Annotated in this window: 14 protein-coding genes; 8 read left to right on the plus strand and 6 right to left on the minus strand. The window is 71.9% G+C overall.

The genetic code is table 11. The features are described from left to right. Nucleotides 1-118: 118 nt before the first annotated feature. A complete protein-coding gene (gene dnaJ / locus ACZ5OX_RS04865; RefSeq protein WP_387748296.1) occupies nt 119-1,258 on the minus strand; it encodes a molecular chaperone DnaJ in 1,140 nt (379 codons plus the stop codon). Between the two features lie 75 nt (nt 1,259-1,333). After that, nucleotides 1,334-2,368: a heat-inducible transcriptional repressor HrcA gene (gene hrcA / locus ACZ5OX_RS04870; protein WP_449791806.1), complete on the minus strand. Its 1,035-nt coding sequence runs from the start codon at nt 2,366-2,368 to the stop codon at nt 1,334-1,336. A gap of 284 nt (nt 2,369-2,652) precedes the next feature. Here hrcA and htpX point away from each other — a divergent pair, with 284 nt between their 5' ends. From htpX to ACZ5OX_RS04885, 3 genes are all read left to right on the plus strand, one after another. Then, complete coding sequence (gene htpX, locus ACZ5OX_RS04875) at nt 2,653-3,573, plus strand: zinc metalloprotease HtpX (protein WP_465628728.1); 921 nt, start codon at nt 2,653-2,655, stop codon at nt 3,571-3,573. A 91-nt stretch (nt 3,574-3,664) separates the two neighbouring features. Next, nucleotides 3,665-4,249, plus strand: a complete 585-nt coding sequence (pspAB, locus tag ACZ5OX_RS04880) for a PspA-associated protein PspAB (protein ID WP_465628729.1) — start codon at nt 3,665-3,667, stop codon at nt 4,247-4,249. 24 nt (nt 4,250-4,273) lie between these two features. Further along, nucleotides 4,274-5,107, plus strand: coding sequence for a DUF3097 domain-containing protein (locus ACZ5OX_RS04885; protein WP_392920165.1), 834 nt, complete (start codon nt 4,274-4,276; stop codon nt 5,105-5,107). Nucleotides 5,108-5,203: 96 nt separating this feature from the next. Here ACZ5OX_RS04885 and hemW read toward each other — a convergent pair whose 3' ends face one another. Next, on the minus strand, nt 5,204-6,433 hold the full coding sequence (gene hemW / locus ACZ5OX_RS04890; RefSeq protein ID WP_465628730.1) for a radical SAM family heme chaperone HemW: 1,230 nt from the start codon (nt 6,431-6,433) through the stop codon (nt 5,204-5,206). Between the two features lie 58 nt (nt 6,434-6,491). Next, complete coding sequence (locus ACZ5OX_RS04895) at nt 6,492-8,414, minus strand: AMP-dependent synthetase/ligase (protein ID WP_465628731.1); 1,923 nt, start codon at nt 8,412-8,414, stop codon at nt 6,492-6,494. A 313-nt stretch (nt 8,415-8,727) separates the two neighbouring features. On the opposite strand from ACZ5OX_RS04895, the gene ACZ5OX_RS04900 reads away from it, so the two are divergent. Together ACZ5OX_RS04900 and ACZ5OX_RS04905 are read left to right on the plus strand one after the other, a co-directional pair. Continuing rightward, a complete protein-coding gene (locus ACZ5OX_RS04900; protein WP_465628897.1) occupies nt 8,728-10,461 on the plus strand; it encodes an ABC transporter ATP-binding protein in 1,734 nt (577 codons plus the stop codon). A 209-nt stretch (nt 10,462-10,670) separates the two neighbouring features. Further along, on the plus strand, nt 10,671-12,569 hold the full coding sequence (locus ACZ5OX_RS04905; RefSeq protein WP_465628898.1) for an ABC transporter ATP-binding protein: 1,899 nt from the start codon (nt 10,671-10,673) through the stop codon (nt 12,567-12,569). A 498-nt stretch (nt 12,570-13,067) separates the two neighbouring features. Here ACZ5OX_RS04905 and lepA read toward each other — a convergent pair whose 3' ends face one another. Next, entirely contained in the window at nt 13,068-14,936 is a 1,869-nt protein-coding gene (gene lepA / locus ACZ5OX_RS04910) for a translation elongation factor 4 (protein WP_449791800.1), read from the minus strand. A gap of 329 nt (nt 14,937-15,265) precedes the next feature. Between lepA and rpsT the strand changes: the two genes are divergently transcribed. Continuing rightward, nucleotides 15,266-15,535: a 30S ribosomal protein S20 gene (rpsT, locus tag ACZ5OX_RS04915; protein WP_350566336.1), complete on the plus strand. Its 270-nt coding sequence runs from the start codon at nt 15,266-15,268 to the stop codon at nt 15,533-15,535. Between the two features lie 456 nt (nt 15,536-15,991). Beyond that, nucleotides 15,992-16,669 (plus strand): hypothetical protein, encoded by a 678-nt coding sequence (locus ACZ5OX_RS04920; protein ID WP_465628732.1) that lies wholly within the window; start codon nt 15,992-15,994, stop codon nt 16,667-16,669. 147 nt (nt 16,670-16,816) lie between these two features. On the opposite strand, the gene holA is transcribed toward ACZ5OX_RS04920, so the two are convergent. Then, nucleotides 16,817-17,815, minus strand: coding sequence for a DNA polymerase III subunit delta (gene holA / locus ACZ5OX_RS04925; RefSeq protein ID WP_465628733.1), 999 nt, complete (start codon nt 17,813-17,815; stop codon nt 16,817-16,819). Nucleotides 17,816-17,909: 94 nt separating this feature from the next. On the opposite strand from holA, the gene ACZ5OX_RS04930 reads away from it, so the two are divergent. Continuing rightward, nucleotides 17,910-18,203, plus strand: a complete 294-nt coding sequence (locus ACZ5OX_RS04930; protein WP_465628734.1) for a hypothetical protein — start codon at nt 17,910-17,912, stop codon at nt 18,201-18,203. Nucleotides 18,204-18,480 lie beyond the last annotated feature (277 nt).

Genomic DNA, 18,480 nt, shown 5'->3' on the forward strand with positions numbered 1-18,480 from the left:
TTTTCCTCGGGTGGGAAGAAAGGAGGGGGGGGGAGGGAAGAAAAAAAGGGGGGGGGGGGGGGGGAGAGGGGGGGGGGGGGGGGGGCCCCCCCCCCCCCCCCCACCCCTCCGCGGACGACTACCGGCCGTTGAAGGCGTCCTTCAGCCGGGAGAAGAGGCCCTGCTGGCCCGGTGCGAACTGGCCGGACGGGCGCTCCTCGCCGCGCAGCACCGCGAGGCGGCGCAGCAGCTCCTCCTGCTCGGCGTCGAGCTTGCTGGGCGTCTTCACCTCGACGTGCACTATCAGGTCGCCCCGGCCGCCGCCGCGCAGGTGGGTGATGCCCCGGCCGTGCAGCGGGATCGACTGGCCGGACTGGGTGCCGGGCCGGATGTCGACCTCCTCCAGGCCGTCCAGGGTCTGCAGCGGCACCTGGGTGCCGAGCGCGGCCGCCGTCATCGGGATGGTGACGGTGCAGTGCAGGTCGTCCCCGCGCCGCTGGAAGATGTTGTGGGTGGTCTCGGCGATCTCGACGTACAGGTCGCCGGCCGGGCCGCCGCCGGGGCCGACCTCGCCCTCGCCGGCCAGCTGGATCCGGGTGCCGTTGTCGACACCGGCCGGGATCTTGACGGTCAGGGTGCGGCGGGCCCGCACGCGGCCGTCGCCGGCGCACTCCGGGCACGGGGTCGGCACGACGGTGCCGAAGCCCTGGCACTGCGGGCAGGGGCGGGAGGTCATGACCTGGCCCAGGAAGGACCGGGTGACCTGGGAGACCTCGCCCTTGCCGCGGCACATGTCACAGGTCTGCGCCGAGGTGCCGGGGGCCGCGCCCTCGCCACTGCAGGTGGTGCAGGTGACGGCGGTGTCGACCTGGAGTTCCTTGGTGGTGCCGAAGGCGGCCTCCTCCAGGGTGATCTCCAGCCGGATCATGGCGTCCTGGCCGCGGCGGGTGCGCGAGCGCGGGCCGCGCTGGCCGGCCGCGGCGCCGAAGAAGGCGTCCATGATGTCGGAGAAGCCGAAGCCCGCCGCGCCGGCCCCGAAGCCGCCCGCACCGCCGCCGCCCGGGGACAGCGGGTCCCCGCCGAGGTCGTAGACCTGACGCTTCTGCGGGTCGGAGAGCACCTCGTAGGCGGCGTTGATCTCCTTGAACCGCTCCTGCGTCTTCGGGTCCGGGTTGACGTCCGGGTGCAGTTCGCGTGCCAGGCGCCGGAACGCCTTCTTGATCTCGTCCTGCCCCGCATCCCGTCGGACGCCGAGTACCGCGTAGTAGTCCGTGGCCACCAAATGCTCCGCTTGTTCCGCCTGTAGTAGTGCTGCGACTGGACGCCGCCGTCGGAGGCCCGACGGCGACCCTTGCTAGGACTCGGCCAGGATCTGGCCCACGTACCGCGCCACCGCTCGCACCGCCCCCATTGTGCCCGGGTAGTCCATCCGGGTCGGACCGATCACACCCAGTTTCGCCACGCTCTCGTCGCCCGAACCGTAGCCGACCGAAACGACCGAGGTGGAATTCAGCCCCTCGTAGGCGATCTCCCGCCCGATCCGGACCGTCATCCCGGCGTCCGCGGTCTCACCCAGGAGGCGGAGCAGGACGACCTGCTCCTCCAGGGCCTCCAGCACCGGCTGGATGGTGAGCGGGAAGTCGTGCCCGAAGCGGGTCAGGTTGGCCGTGCCGGCCAGCATGATCCGCTCCTCGTTCTGCTCGGCGAGCGTCTCGAACAGCGTCGCCAGGACCGTGCTGACGGTCGGCCGGTCGGCCTGCTCGAACTGCGCCGGCAGCTCCTCCAGCAGCCCCGGGACCTCCGGGAGGCGCCGGCCGGCGGCTCTCGCGTTGATCCGGGCCCGCAGGTCCGCCAGCACCGTCTCGCCGACCGGGCCCGGGCAGTCGACCATCCGCTGCTCGACCCGGCCGGTGTTGGTGATCAGCACCAGCATCACCTTGGCCGGGGCCAGCGCCACCAGCTCGATGTGCCGGACGGTGGAGCGCGTCAGCGACGGGTACTGCACCACCGCGACCTGCCGGGTGAGCTGGGCGAGCAGCCGCACGGTGCGGGCGACCACGTCGTCCAGGTCCACCGCGCCGTCCAGGAAGTGCCGGATGGCCCGGCGCTCGGGGGCGGTCATCGGCTTGATCTCGGCGAGCTTGTCGACGAAGAGGCGGTACCCCTTGTCGGTGGGGATGCGGCCGGCGCTGGTGTGCGGCTGGTGGATGTAGCCGTCCTCCTCCAGCGCCGCCATGTCGTTGCGGACGGTCGCCGGGGAGACCCCGAGGTTGTGCCGCTCCACCAGGGCCTTGGAGCCGACCGGCTCCTCGGTGCCCACGTAGTCCTGCACGATCGCGCGGAGCACCGCGAGCTTGCGTTCGTCCAGCTGGCGGACCTCACCGGCCATGGGGCACGCACCTCCGTCCTCGCACGTCGTCCGACCGTGTCCCTCGCTGCGGGCCGTTCCGGGGCCCTCGGTCTTGGCACTCTGAACGTACGAGTGCCAGAACCGTACCTGCCAGTGTACGGCCCGGGTCCTGTGGCAGGAACGGCCCGACCGGGGTGATCCTCCCCGCAGTTCCGGACACGGCCCGCGGGGCCCCGCCGGTTCGATCCTCCCGGCGCCGGAGTGGTGCCGGGAAGCCGTCCGGGTGGCAGCATCGAAAGCGACGGCGAACGGAGGAGCAAGCGATGTCGAGCTCGGGCCAGCACACCCGTTTCGCGCCCGACCGCGGCCTGACCAGCCGCATGGTCGCGACGATGTTCGTGATCGGGCTGCTGTACGTCGGTTTCACCGGCCTGCTGATCGCGCTGCTGCGCGGCGCCTGGCCACTGATCGTCCTGATCTCCGGCGGGCTGTTCGTGGCCCAGTTCTGGTTCAGCGACAAGATCACCGAGCGGGCGATGGGCGCCCACCAGGTGTCCCCGGAACAGTTCCCCCAGCTGCACGGCACCGTCGACCGGCTCTGCGCCCTCGCCGACATGCCCAAACCCCGGGTGGCGGTCGCCGACAGCGACATGCCGAACGCCTTCGCCACCGGCCGCAACCCGCAGAACGCGGTGGTCTGCGTGACCACCGGGCTGCTGCGCCGGCTGGAGCCGGAGGAACTGGAGGGCGTCCTCGCCCACGAGCTGTCGCACGTCGCCCACCGGGACGTCGCGGTGATGACGATCGCCGGCTTCCTCGGCGTCCTCGCCGGGGCGATGACCCGGATCGCCGTCTACGGCGGGTTCATGGGCGGCGGGCGCAACAACAACGACCAGAACGCGGCCATCCTGGCGCTGATCATCCCGCTGGTGTCGATCGTCGTCTACGCGATCAGCTTCCTGCTCACCCGGCTGCTGTCCCGCTACCGCGAACTGGCCGCGGACCGGGCCGCAGCGCAGCTCACCGGCCGGCCCAGCGCCCTGGCCTCGGCGCTCACCAAGGTGACCGGGCAGATCGCGGCCATCCCCAGCAAGGACCTGCGCCAGGCGCAGCCGTACAACGCCTTCTACTTCGCCCCCGCGCTGAGCGCCCGGGAGACCGCCTCGCAGCTGTTCTCCACCCACCCGACGCTGGAGAAGCGGCTGGAGCAGCTGGCGAGGATCTCCGGGCAGCTCGGACACTGAGCCCGACCCGACCCAGCCGATTCCATCCCGCCCCGCCCCAGCCGATTCCGTCCCGACCCGTCCCAGTCCGTTCCGTCCCGAAAGGACCGCCGTGGGATTCCTGGACACCCTGTTCGGCCGCACCAAGCCCGTCAAGCCCGACCTCGACCAGCTGTTCGGCGTCCCGTCCGCCGCGCTCACCCTGGAGGCCGGGGCCGGGTTCACCCCCACCGGGCTCGGCTCGGTCTGCTTCGCCGCCGTCGAGGGCGCGGCCTTCGTCCAGGTCGAGCAGCAGGTCAGGGCGCTGCTGGACGCCGACACCGAGCGCGGCGGCGTCCCGGTGGAGGCCTCCAAGGACGGCTACGGCTACTCCTGGCTGCTCGCCCGGCACCGGCCCGAGGAACTGCCGGAGCTGGTGAACGACCTGCACGCGGTCAACAGCGAGCTGGAGGCGAACGGCTTCGGGCCGCAGCTGCTCTGCTCGCTGGTGGCCTTCCGCAACCCCGAGGGGCAGTCGCTGGCCCTGGTCTACCTGTACAAGCGGGGGACGTTCTACCCCTTCGCCCCGATGCCCGGCGGCGGGGAGCGGCGCAACAGCCCGCTGGAGCTGCAGGTCAACGCGATGCTGGGGAACGACCTGCGGCTGGAGAAGGACCTCAGCCGCTGGTTCCCGGTCTGGGGCGCGCCGGGCCTGTGACGGTCCGTCCGTAGACTCGCGACCATGCGCAGCCGCCAGTACGGACCCGACCTGACCCCGCCGTGGAAGAAGCAGCAGCCCGCCCCGGAGGTGCCCGCCGAGCGGGACCTGGTGGTCGAGGAGGCGGCGAGCGGCTTCTGCGGGGCGGTGGTGCGCTGCGAGAAGACCGCGGAGGGGTTCACCGTCACCCTGGAGGACCGGTTCGGCAAGCACCGGGTGTTCCCGCTGGTGCCGCGCGGCTTCCTGCTGGAGGGCAGGGTCGTCACCCTGGTCCGCCCGGCCGGCCCGGCGGCGCCCCGTACCCCGGCCCGTACCGCCTCCGGCTCGATCGCCGTCCCGAACGCCCGCGCCCGGGTCGCCCGCGAGTCCCGGATCTACGTCGAGGGCCGGCACGACGCCGAGCTGGTCGAGCGGGTCTGGGGCGACGACCTGCGGATCGAGGGCGTGGTCGTCGAGTACCTGCGCGGCATCGACGACCTGCCCGCGATCGTCGCCGACTTCGCCCCCGGCCCGGAACGGCGCCTCGGCGTCCTGGTCGACCACCTGCTCCCCGGCACCAAGGAGCACCGCATCGCCGCCCAGGTCACCGGGGCCTCGGTGCTGGTCGTCGGCCACCCCTACATCGACATCTGGCAGGCCGTGAAGCCCGCCAGCGTCGGCATCCCCGCCTGGCCCGCCGTCCCGAGGGGCGAGGACTGGAAGGAGGGCACCTGCCGCCGCCTCGGCTGGCCGGTGGACACCCCGGCGGCCTGGAAGCACATCCTGTCGAAGGTCAACAGCTACAAGGACCTGGAGCCCGAACTCCTGGGCCGGGTGGAGGAGTTGATCGACTTCACGGCCCTGCCGGGTCAGGAGTAGGTCTTGAACTCCAGGTTCTCGAAGATCCCCGTCACCCGGTCATCGATGGCGGTCACGGCGCGCTCCCTCCGACGGCTGGCACCACGTTGACGACACTCAGTCCACCAGGTCACGTACCACCGCGTCGGCCAGGAGGCGGCCCCGGAGGGTGAGGGCGGCGCGGCCCCGCTCGTAGGGGCCGGGGGCGAGGAGGCCGTCGGCGAGGTGGCGGGCGGCCCACTCGCGGCCGGTGGCGGTGAGCAGGTCGAGGGGGACGCCCTCGACGAGGCGCAGTTCGAGCAGGACGCGCTCGACGCGGCGGTCCTCGTCGGCCAGCAGCTCGCGGGCCTGGGCGGGGGTGCGCTGCTCGGCGAGGGCCCGGGCGTAGGCGGCGGGGTGCTTGGCGTTCCACCAGCGGACGCCGCCGACGTGGCTGTGGGCGCCGGGGCCGGCGCCCCACCAGTCGGCGCCGGTCCAGTAGAGCTCGTTGTGGCGGCAGCGGCCCTCGGGGGTGGTGGCCCAGTTGGAGACCTCGTACCAGGAGTAGCCGGCGGCGCTCAGCGCCTCCTCGGCGATCAGGTAGCGGTCGGCGTGCACGTCGTCGTCGATCATCGGCAGTTCGCCGCGCTTGACCCGGGCGGCGAGCCGGGTGCCCTCCTCGACGATCAGCGAGTACGCGGAGACGTGGTCGGGCCCGGCGCCGATGGCGGCGTCCAGGGAGGCCCGCCAGTCGTCGTCGGACTCGCCCGGGGTGCCGTAGATCAGGTCGAGGTTGACGTGCTCGAAGCCGGCCGCGCGGGCCTCGGCCACGCACGCCTCGGGGCGGCCCGGGGTGTGGTGGCGGTCGAGCAGTTTCAGCACGTGCGGGCGGGCGCTCTGCATGCCGAAGGAGAGCCGGTTGTAGCCGCCCTCGCGCAGTTCGGCCAGGTACGCCGGGTCCACCGACTCCGGGTTGGCCTCGGTGGTGATCTCGGCGTCCTCGGCGAGGCCGAACTCGTCGCGGATCGCGGCGAGCATCCTCACCAGGTCGCGGGCGGGCAGCAGGGTCGGGGTGCCGCCGCCGAGGAAGACCGTCCGCACCGGGAGGTCCGTCTCCCCCAGCACCTTCCGGGCCAGGCGGATCTCGGCGACCACGTTGTCCGCGTAGCTGTCCTGCGAGGCGACCGCCCCGGAGGAGCGCAGCTCGGTGGCGGTGTACGTGTTGAAGTCGCAGTAGCCGCAGCGGCTGGCGCAGTACGGCACGTGCAGGTAGAAGCCGAACGGCCGCGAACCCAGCCCGTCGAGGGCGTGCGCGGGCAGGGAACCGTCGGACGGCACCGGTTCGCCGTCGGGGAGTGCGGAGGGCATGAACCCATTGTCCCGTACGGCCCGACCGAACCGGCGGGCCGTACGGGAGCTGGGGTGCTCAGGCCTCGTTGGCGCCCGCGTACATCGCGGCCACCGCGTCCGCGTAGGTCCGCTCGACCACCGGGCGCTTGATCTTCAGGCTCGGGGTGAGCTCGCCGTGCTCGATGTCGAGGTCGCGCGGCAGCAGGTGGAACTTCTTGATCGTCTGCCAGCGCTGGAGGTCGCCGTTGACCCGCTTGACGAAGCCCTCGATCAGCTGGTGCACGGCCGGCTCGACGGCCAGCTCGGCGTAGGACCTGCCGGCCAGGCCGTGCTCGGCGGCCCACGGCAGCAGGACCGCCTCGTCCAGGCCGATCAGCGCGGTGCAGTAGTTGCGGCCGTTGCCGATCACCAGGATGTTGCTGACGAACGGGCAGACCGCCTTGAACTTGCCCTCGACCTCGCTGGGCGCCACGTACTTGCCACCGGAGGTCTTGAACAGGTCCTTCTTGCGGTCGGTGATCCGCAGGAAGCCGTCCGGGGTGAGCTCGCCGATGTCCTCGGTGTGGAACCAGCCGTCCGGCTCCAGCACCTCGGCGGTCTTCTCCGGCAGGTTGTGGTAGCCGCGCATGACGCCCGGGCCGCGCAGCAGGATCTCGCCGTCCTCGGCGATCCGCACCTCGGTGCCGGGCAGCGGGCGGCCCACCGTGCCGATCCGCACGTCCTCCGCGCGGTTGACGCAGGAGCCGGCGCTGGTCTCGCTCAGGCCGTAGCCCTCCAGGATCGGCACCCCGGCGCCGAGGAAGAAGTAGCCGATCTCCGGGGCGAGCGCGGCGCTGCCGGAGACCGCGCCGCGCAGCCGGCCGCCGAAGGCCGCCCGGATCTTCGCGTACACCAGCTTGTCGGCCAGCGCGTGCTGCGCCCGCAGGCCCAGCGGGGCGGAGTCGGTCCCGGTGGCGACCCGGTTCTCCTGCACCACCCGGGCGTGCTCGCGGGCGACCTTGGCCGCCCACATGAAGATCTTGTACTTGGCGCCGCCCTCGGCCCTGGCCTTGCCCGCGATGCCGTTGTAGACCTTCTCGAAGATGCGCGGCGCCGAGGCCATGACGGTCGGCCGGATCGCCGGCAGGTTGTGGATGATCCGGTCCACCCGGCCGTCCACCGCCATCACGTGCCCGGTGGCGATCTGCCCGGAGATCAGCGTCTTGCCGAACACGTGCGACAGCGGCAGCCACATGAACTGCACGTCGTCGGGGCCCAGCAGCCCGCTGGCCTCCTGCGCCCGGCCCTCGTACGCCCAGCAGTCGTGCACCAGGCGCACGCCCTTGGGGCGGCCGGTGGTGCCGGAGGTGTAGATCAGGGTGGCCAGCTGCTCCTTGTCGAGCCCTTCGACGGCCTTCTCCACCGCGTCCGGGTGCTCGGCCAGGTACCGGGTGCCGCGCTCCTCCAGCTCGGCGAGGGTGATCAGGTCGAGGCCGGCGGTCTCTGGGGCCTCGGCGGGCGCGTCGAAGAGGATCACGGTGCGCAGCTCGGGCAGCCGGTCGATCTGCCCGACGGCCTTGGCCAGCTGGGCCGCGTTCTCGGCGAACAGCGCCCGGGAGCCGGAGTCGGAGAGGATGAACGCGGTCTCGTCCGCGTTGGTGCTCGGGTAGACGGTGGTGATCGCGGCGCCCGCGCACATGGCGCCCAGGTCGGCGACGATCCACTCGAGCCTCGTCGAGGAGGCCAGCGCCACCCTGTCCTCGGGCCGGATGCCGAGCGCCATCAGGCCGGCGGCCACCGCCTTCACCCGGGTCGCCGTCTGGGCCCAGGTGAGCGAGCGCCACTGCTCGGCGCCGGGCGCGCCGTCGGCGGCCTGCTCGTCCACGGGCGAGGGGTAGCGGTAGGCCTCGGCGTTCGGGGTCAGGGCGACCCGCTCCAGGAACAGGTGGGCGACGGAGGCGGGACGCCCGGCGACGAGGTCGGGCCTGCCGGAGTCGATCAGGGACTGCGCGGAACTCAACGAGGACCTCCGGTGGCGGGTGGCCGTGTGAGGGATTGTCGCGGCGTCCATGGGGGGCGGCCGCCGGGCCCCCGGTTCACCTGAGCGGTACCGGTCAGTAACAAAGGGGCAATCAGCAGCCTAGGGGGAAAGCGGTCATTCCGTAAGAGGGCAGCACCCGACGGCACGCCCCCGCACCTCCCGTGCCGCACCCGGCCGCAGGGCAAAGGCCGGGCAAACCTCCGGTTCCCACACGCCGAATGGCCCGCCCCGCACCACGGACCACCCAGAATTAGGGGTGGCCAACCCGACCGGCGACGACAAGAGTGTGCTAGTGCTGATCAGACTGCTGAGGGCGTACCTGCGCCCGTACTCCCGACCGATCACCCTGCTGGTGCTGCTCCAGCTGGTGTCCACCCTCGCGGCGCTCTACCTGCCGACACTCAACGCCGACATCATCGACGACGGTGTGGTCAAGGGCGACACCGGCTACATCCTGCGCGTCGGCGGGGTGATGATCGCCGTCACCGTCGTCCAGGCCCTGTGCTCCATCGGCGCCGTCTTCATCGGCGCCCGCACCGCCATGGCGTTCGGCCGCGACGTCCGCGCCGCCGTCTTCGACCGCGTGCAGAGCTTCTCCGCCCGCGAGGTCGGCCAGTTCGGCGCGCCCTCGCTGATCACCCGCACCACCAACGACGTCCAGCAGGTCCAGATGCTCGCCCTGATGAGCTTCACGCTCATGGTCGCCGCGCCGATCATGTGCGTCGGCGGCATCATCATGGCGCTCAACCAGGACGTCCCGCTGTCCGGCCTGCTGCTCGCCGTCATCCCCGCGCTCGGCGTCGTCGTGCTCCTCCTGGTCCGCGCGCTGCGCCCCAAGTTCCGCAGCATGCAGGAGCGGATCGACACCGTGAACCGGGTGCTGCGCGAGCAGATCACCGGCATCCGCGTCATCCGCGCCTTCGTCAAGGACGGCCAGGAGCAGGCCCGCTTCGCCGGCGCCAACGAGGACCTCACCGACGTCGCCCGCCAGGTCGGCCGGCTGATGTCCGTCATGTTCCCCGCCGTCATGCTGGTGGTGAACGTCTCCAGCGTCGCCGTGCTCTGGTTCGGCGCCCACCGCATCGACAGCGGCGCCATGGAGATCGGCGCGCTCACCGCGTTCCTCTCCTACCTGATGCAGATCCTGATGAGCGTCATGATGGCCACCTTCATGTTCATGATGGTGCCGCGCGCCGAGGTCTGCGCCGAGCGCATCGAAGAGGTCCTCGGCACCCACAGCAGCGTCGTCCCGCCCACCGCCCCCGTCACCGAGACGGCACGCCGCGGCAACCTGGAACTGCGCGACGTCGACTTCCGCTACCCCGGCGCCGAGGCCTCGGTGCTGCGCGGCATCGACCTCACCGCCCGCCCCGGCGAGACCACCGCCATCATCGGCTCCACCGGCAGCGGCAAGTCCACCCTGCTCGGCCTCGTCCCCCGGCTCTTCGACGCCACCTCCGGCCGGGTCCTGATCGACGGCGTGGACGTCCGCGAACTCGCCCCCGCCGCGATCGCCGAGAGCGTCGGCATCGTCCCGCAGAAGCCCTACCTCTTCTCCGGCACCGTCGCCAGCAACCTCCGCTACGGCCGGCCCGACGCCACCGACGAGGAACTCTGGCACGCCCTGGAGATCGCCCAGGCCAAGGAGTTCGTCGAGAAGCTCCCCGAAGGCCTGGACGCCCCCATCGCCCAGGGCGGCGGCAACGTCTCCGGCGGCCAGCGCCAACGCCTGGCCATCGCCCGGACCCTCGTCCGCCGGCCCTCCGTCTACCTCTTCGACGACTCCTTCTCCGCGCTGGACTACGCCACCGACGCCAAGCTCCGCAAGGCCCTCGCCCGCGAGACCTCCGACGCCACCGTCCTGATCGTCGCCCAGCGGGTGTCCACCATCCGCGACGCCGACCGGATCATCGTCCTCGACGAGGGCGCCGTCGTCGGCACCGGAACCCACCACGAACTGATGGCCGACAACCCGACGTACCGGGAGATCGTGCTCTCCCAGCTCACCGAGCAGGAGGCGGCGTGACCAGCCCCGGAAAGCCCGAACTGAACCAGGGCCCGGCCCCCAGAGCCACCGCCCCCGCGGACGGCCCCGCGAACGCCGCCACGGCCGCCCCCGAGAAGGCCGCCCCCGCGAAGGCCGCCCTCTCCAAGGACGACCCGAAGCCCGCCGCACTGCCCAGCGACTCGCAGGCCGCCGCCGCCCGCCGCGGCCCGGCCGGCCCCGGCCGCTTCATGGGCGGCCAGGGCGCCGAGAAGTCCATGGACTTCAAGGGCTCCGGCAAGCGCGTCCTCGGCCTGCTGCGCCCCGAACGCAACACCCTGATCGGCGTCCTGATCCTCGGCGTGCTCGGCATCGGCTGCGCCGTCATCGGCCCCAAGATCCTCGGCGACGCCACCGACCTCATCTTCGCCGGCGTCATCGGCGCCCGCTTCCCGGCCGGCGCCTCCAAGGAACAGGTCATCGAAGGGCTGCGCGCCCACGGCGACGGCGGCATCGCCGACCTGCTCTCCGCCGTCGACTTCACCCCCGGCCAGGGCATGGACTTCGGCGCCATCGGCACCGTCCTGCTCTGGGTGCTCGGCGTCTACGTCGCCTCCGCCCTCTTCGGCATCGTCCAGGGCCGGCTCGCCACCCGGGCCATCCAGGCCGCCGGCTACCGGCTGCGCCAGGACGTCGAGGCCAAGCTCGCCCGGCTGCCGCTCAGCTACTTCGACAAGCAGCCGCGCGGCGAGGTGCTCAGCCGGGTCACCAACGACATCGACAACATCGGCCAGTCCATGCAGCAGACGCTGGGACAGGTCGTCAACTCGCTGCTCACCGTGGTCGGCGTGCTCGCGATGATGTTCTGGATCTCCCCGCTGCTCGCCGTGATCGCGCTGGTCTCGGTGCCGGTCTCGGTGGTCGTCGCCACCAAGGTCGGCAAGCGGGCCCAGCCGCAGTTCGTCCAGCAGTGGATGTCCACCGGCCAGCTCAACGCCCACATCGAGGAGATGTACACCGGCCACACCCTGGTCAAGGCGTTCGGGCGCCAGCAGGAGTCCGCAGAAACCTTCCGCGCGCACAACGAGGCGCTCTACCAGGCCAGCTACAAGGCCCAGTTCATCTCCGGCATCATCCAGCCCGCGATGATGCTGATCGGCAACCTCCAGTACGTGCTGGTCGCCGTCGTCGGCGGCCTGCGAGTGGCGAGCGGCGCGCTGTCCATCGGCGACGTCCAGGCGTTCATCCAGTACTCGCGGCAGTTCAGCCAGCCGCTCACCCAGGTCGCCAGCATGGCCAACCTGGTGCAGTCCGGCGTCGCCTCCGCCGAGCGCGTCTTCGAGCTGCTGGACGCCCCCGAGCAGAGCCCCGAGCCGGCCATGCCCGAACGGCCCGACGTGGTGCACGGCCGGGTCGTCTTCCAGGACGTGTCCTTCCGCTACGACCCCGAGAAGCCGCTCATCGAGGACCTCTCGCTCAAGGTCGAACCCGGCCAGACCGTCGCCATCGTCGGCCCCACCGGCGCCGGCAAGACCACCATGGTCAACCTGCTGATGCGGTTCTACGAGGTCAGCTCCGGACGGATCACCCTCGACGGCGTGGACATCGCCGCGATGTCCCGCGAGGAACTGCGCTCCGGCATCGGCATGGTGCTCCAGGACACCTGGCTGTTCGGCGGCAGCATCGCCGACAACATCGCCTACGGCGCCGAGTCGGCCACCCGCGAGCAGGTCATCGAGGCCGCCAGGGCCGCCCACGTCGACCGCTTCGTGCGCACCCTGCCGGACGGCTACGACACCGTCATCGACGACGAGGGCACCGGCGTCAGCGCCGGCGAGAAGCAGCTGATCACCATCGCCCGGGCGTTCCTCGCCGAGCCGTCCATCCTGGTCCTGGACGAGGCGACCAGCTCCGTCGACACCCGCACCGAGGTGCTCATCCAGCGGGCCATGGCCCGGCTGCGCACCGGCCGCACCAGCTTCGTGATCGCCCACCGGCTCTCCACCATCCGGGACGCCGACGTGATCCTGGTGATGGAGAACGGCTCGATCGTCGAGCAGGGCTCGCACGACGAGCTGATCGCCGCCGACGGCGCCTACGCCCGGCTCTACCAGGCACAGTTCGCCGAGGCCGTGGCCGAGATGGACTGACGTCCCACCAGTCGGCGGGCCGGGGCGGGGACTTCCCGCCCCGGCCCGTCGCGCTTCGGCCCGCCACACTTCGGCCCGCCACACTTCGGCCCGTCGCACTTCGGCCCGTCGCGCTTCGGCCCGTCGCACTTCGGCCCGTCGCACTTCGGCCCGTCCACCTGCCGCAGGGCCGGTACCTCGGCAAGCTGCCGGCGGGGCGCACCGCGGATCCGTTCCCGTTCCGGTACGTGGCGCAGTGCGTGAGCCTCGGCCGGCGGGCCGGGCTGCTCGAGGTGGTCCGCCCCGACGACTCGATGCGGCGCACCGTGTTCACCGGCACCGCGGGGCGGCCGGCGAAGGCGGCGATCGTCACCGTGGTGCTCAGCGGCGATCGTCACCGTGGTGCTCAACAGCCTGCAGCAGCCCGCCGGACGAGCGCGGGCGGAGGGGCCGCGGAAACGCCGGAAGGGCCCGGGCGGGTGCCCGGGCCCTTCCGGCGCGCGTCGCCGCCCACCGCCGTTACTTCTTCTCCTTCGGCGGCTCGGCGTCGGTGGACAGCGCGGCGATGAAGGCCTCCTGCGGGACCTCCACGCGGCCGACCATCTTCATCCGCTTCTTGCCTTCCTTCTGCTTCTCCAGCAGCTTCCGCTTACGGGAGATGTCACCGCCGTAGCACTTGGCGAGGACGTCCTTGCGGATCGCGCGGACCGTCTCGCGGGCGATCACCCGGGAGCCGATGGCCGCCTGGATCGGCACCTCGAACTGCTGGCGGGGGATGAGCTTCTGGAGCTTGCCCGCCATCATCACGCCGTAGTTGTAGGCCTTGTCCTTGTGGACGATCGCGGAGAAGGCGTCCACCGCGTCGCCGTGCAGCAGGATGTCGACCTTGACCAGCTGGGCGGTCTGCTCGCCGATGGGCTCGTAGTCCAGCGAGGCGTAGCCGCGGGTCTTGGACTTCAGCTGGTCGAAGAAGTCGAAGACGATCTCCGCGAGCGGCAGGGTGTAGCGAAGCTCGACCCGGTCCTCGGACAGGTAGTCCATGCCCTGGAGGTTGCCGCGGCGGGACTGGCAGAGCTCCATGATCGCGCCGACGAACTCGTTGGGCGCGAGGATGGTGCCGCGCACGACCGGCTCGTACACCTCGGCGATCTTGCCGACCGGGAACTCGCTCGGGTTGGTGACGGTGTGCTCGCTGCCGTCCTCCATGATCACCCGGTAGACCACGTTCGGGGCGGTGGAGATCAGGTCGAGGTTGAACTCGCGCTCCAGGCGCTCCCGGATGATCTCCAGGTGCAGCAGGCCGAGGAAGCCACAGCGGTAGCCGAAGCCGAGCGCGACCGAGGTCTCCGGCTCGTACACCAGGGCGGCGTCGTTGAGCCGCAGCTTGTCCAGGGCGTCGCGCAGCAGCGGGTAGTCCGAGCCGTCCAGCGGGTAGAGGCCGGAGAACACCATCGGGCGCGGGTCCTTGTAGCCGCCGAGCGGCTCGGTGGCGCCCTTGTGCATCGAGGTGATCGTGTCACCGACCTTGGACTGCCGGACGTCCTTCACACCGGTGATGATGTAGCCCACCTCGCCGACACCGAGGCCGTCCGCGACCTTCGGCTCGGGCGAGATGACACCGATCTCCAGCAGCTCGTGGGTGGCGCCGGTGGACATCATCGAGATGCGCTCGCGCTTGGTGAGCTGGCCGTCCACGACACGGACGTAGGTGACCACGCCGCGGTAGGAGTCGTACACCGAGTCGAAGATCATCGCGCGGGCCGGGGCGTCCTTGACGCCGACCGGGGCCGGGATGGTGTTGACGATGTGGTCGAGCAGGTCCTCGACGCCCAGGCCGGTCTTGGCGCTGACCTGGAGCACGTCGGAGGGGTCGCAGCCGATGATGTGGGCGATCTCGGCCGCGTACTTCTCCGGCTGGGCGGCCGGCAGGTCGATCTTGTTGAGGACCGGGATGATCGTGAGGTCGTTCTCCAGCGCCAGGTACAGGTTGGCGAGGGTCTGCGCCTCGATGCCCTGGGCCGCGTCGACCACCAGGATGGTGCCCTCGCACGCGGCGAGGGAGCGGGACACCTCGTACGTGAAGTCCACGTGGCCGGGGGTGTCGATCATGTTGAGGATGTGCGTCGTCCCGGCGTTCGGCCCGGTCTTCGGCGACCACGGGAGGCGGACCGCCTGCGACTTGATGGTGATGCCGCGCTCACGCTCGATGTCCATGCGGTCGAGGTACTGGGCACGCATCTGCCGGGGGTCGACGACGCCGGTGATCTGCAGCATCCGGTCTGCGAGCGTCGACTTGCCGTGGTCGATGTGGGCGATGATGCAGAAGTTGCGGATCAGCGCCGGGTCGGTACGGCTGGGCTCTGGCACATTGCTGGGGGTCGCGGGCACCTTGGTCCGATTCTCCGTTGGTCCGGGGCCGGGGGTGTCCGGGTCATCGCTGACCGGTTTTCCCGGGGACCGGACAGTCTCGTCCGATCGAAATAGTTCCTCCCATCTTCCCACGAGCACGGGGTGGGCTGCCGGTCGGGCGCGGAAGGGGTGCCGGTCGGCCCCGGTCGGGCGACGGGAGGAGCCTTCGCGGGCGGCCGGTTTGGGGTGGGCAGCGGGCCCCTGGTAGCGTGGGCTGCTGCACCTGGCCTCGGCATGCCCTCTCAGCTGGACCGAAGGCCGCCGGGTGTGACCCCGTTCAAATCTTTCAGACAGACTGAGGCTCCTTCGTGGCGAACATCAAGTCCCAGATCAAGCGCAACAAGACCAACGAGAAGGCGCGCCTGCGCAACAAGGCCGTCAAGTCCTCGCTGAAGACCGCTCTGCGCAAGGCCCGTGAGGCCGCTGCCGCCGGCGAGACCGAGAAGGCCACCGAGCTGGCCCGCGCCGCCTCCAAGGCGCTGGACAAGGCCGTGAGCAAGGGCGTCATCCACGCCAACCAGGCCGCCAACAAGAAGTCGGCCATCACCAAGCGCGTCAACGCGGCCGCCCAGGCCTGACGCCCCCGGGGGCTGCGCCCCCACCGCTTCGGGTCGACCGGCCCTCTACCCGGACCCCGAGGCGCGCAAGACTCGCACCGCACGCGGCCTGCGTTCGCCACGCGGGTGCGGTGCAACGAAGCAGTGCGACAGGCGTCGCAGTCGGTTTCCTCCCCGGAGGCCACTGCGGCGCCTGTCGCGTTTCGTGGTCCGGCCGCTAGGGTCGGTCAGGTTCGACCGGAGTGCGGGGAGCACTCCGGCGCCAGGTTCAGGGGGACTTCCATGACGACGCCACCGCCGCCGCCACCGGCACAGAACGGACCGGGGTACGGCTTCCCGCCGCAGCAGCCGGGCGGGGGCGCGCAGCCCGTACCGGGGGCCCTCGGGGCTCCGGGGGCTCTCGGGGCTCCGGGGGCTCCGGGCCCGGCGGGAGCCGGCGGCTTCGGACCGCCGCCGGGGCTGCCCACCGCCCCCGGCATGGCACCCGTCTCCGGCATGCCCCCGGGAGCCGTCCCCGCGAGGACCGGGAACCTGCGGCGCAACGCCGTCTGGGCGTTCGTCGGCGCGGTGATCGTCTCGGCCGGCTGGGCCGCCGCCGTGATGGCGATCCCCGGCCTGGTCAGCAACGACTCCTCGCCGCGCGGCCTGCGCGGCTACCACCTCTCCGACGACTTCTGCACCACCGGGAAGCCCACCAAGCTCCTCCAGACGTACTCCGTCTCGGACAGCTCCGCGCCGACCCACCACACCGACCGGCACCCGGCGCTGGACAGCATGAACTGCTCGATGTCGCTCAAGCGCACCGGCGGCAGCGACAGCGAGTACGCCAACCTCTACATGCGCGCCGACCTGCACAAGGCGGTCAACCCGGCGCCCGAACTGGCGGCCAACAAGGAGCTCTACCGGGCGCGCGGCTACCAGGTCACCGATATCGCGGGGATCGGCGAGGAGGCGTACTTCCTGTACAAGGACGACGGCTCGGGCCAGTACCACAGCGTCTACGCCGAGCTGGACATCCTCGACGGCGGGATGACGTACTACATCAACTACACGGCCAGCTACACCGAGGGCAAGGGCAAGCCGCCGTCCAGGGAGGAGCTGCGCAGCGCCCTCCAGTCCGACGGGCAGGACGCCGTGCGGGCCATGAAGAAGTAGGCCCGGGCCTCGCTGCGCCGTACCGTCGGCCGCTTCCCGGCGTCGACCGCTCTCCGACATCGGCCGTTCTCCGGCGTCGACCGCTCACCGACGTCGACAGACGGGCAGGCCGGTAGGCGGGCGCCCCGGCGCCGGCAGGCAAGCCGGTCAGTAGGCGGGACGGGAGCCCGCCCGGGCGGCCCGGGCGACGGCGACCACCGCGCGCTCCAGGGCGAAGGCCGGGTCGTCCGAGCCGCCCTTGACGGCGGCGTCGGCCTGGGCGATAGCGGTCAACGCGGTGGCCACGCCGTCACCCGTCCAGCCGCGCATCTGCTGGCGGACCCGGTCGACCTTCCACGGCGGCATGCCCAGCTCGCGCGCCAGGTCACCCGGGCGCATGTTCCGCCCGGCGCTCGCCAGCCGGCCGATGCTGCGCACGCCGGAGGCCAGCGCGTAGGTGATGCCGGTCGGCGGCTGGCCGACGGCCAGCGCCCAGCGCAGCCGCTCCAGCGCCTCCGCGGCCCGGCCGGTGACGGCCAGGTCCGCCACCTCGAAGCCGGTCGCCTCGGCGCGGCCGCTGTAGTAGCGGGCCACCACCGTCTCGTCGATCGTGCCCTCGACGTCCGAGGTCAGCTGGTGGCAGGCGGCCGCCAACTCGCGCAGGTCGCTGCCGAGCGCGTCGAGCAGCGCCTGGCAGGCCTCCGGGGTCGCCGAGCGGCCCAGGGTACGGAACTCGCCCTTGACGAAGGCCAGCCGCTCGCTCGCCTTGGCCAGCTTGGCGCAGGCCACCTCGCGCCCGCCGGCCTTGCGTCCGGCGTCCAGCAGGCCCTTGCCCTTGGCGCCGCCGGCGTGCACCAGCACCATGATCACTTCTTCGGCCGGGGCCTCGATGTACGCCTTGACCTCCTTCACGGAGTCGGCGGAGAGGTCCTGCGCGGCCCGGACCACGATCACCTTGCGCTCGGCGAACAGCGACGGCGTGGTCAGCTCCGCCAGACTGCCCGGCTGCAGGCCGCCGGGCGGCAGGTCCCGCACGTCGGTGTCCGGGTCCGCCGCCTTCGCCGCCGCCACCACCTGGGCGACCGCGCGGTCCAGCAGCAGCTCCTCCTGGCCGACCGCGAGGGTCAGCGGGGCGAGCAGGTCGTCGGGTGCACTCTTCCTGGCCATCGCGTACCAGCATCCCACGGTCCGCGGACACTCCCGACGGGCCGCCGGCGCTCCCGCCCGACGGAGCGGGCGGCCCGACCTGGACAATGACGGGGTGACCGAGAACCGCACCACCGACCTCCCGGACGTCGACGACCCGTACGCCCGGCAACTGCTCGTCCTGCCCGACCGCGACGCCGCCGAGGAGGCCGCCGAGGAGCTCGGCGCCACCCAGCCCGACCTCGGCGAGCTCGAAGTCGTCCGCGACGCGCTCGCGGGCGAGGACGACGCCGAGGACGCCCAGTGGCTGATCGTGGCCGAAGCCCCGGAGAACGGCTGGACGCCCGCACTGCTCCACGCCCTCGACACCCTCGCGGCCGGCTACGAGGGCTGGCGCGAGGACGCCTGAGAGCCGCAGGGCCGGTGACCGGTGCCTTCCGGATCAGAAGTCCGGAAAACCGGGGGCACCCAGGCGACCGCTCCCCCGCACGGTCTGAACCACGGATCCAGGGCCCTCACGCTTGTTTCCATGGAGTGCCACGGCGCTCTGCCCCCTCGCTCCTCCCGCGCTCCAAGGGATGAGGCTCTTCGCGGCGGGGGGGGGGGGGGGGGGGGGGGGGGGGGGGGGGGGGGGGGGGGTGGGGGGGGGGGGGGGGGGGGGGGGAGGGGGGGGGGGGGGGAGGGGA

This window comes from Kitasatospora sp. NPDC032121 (genome assembly GCF_055580145.1).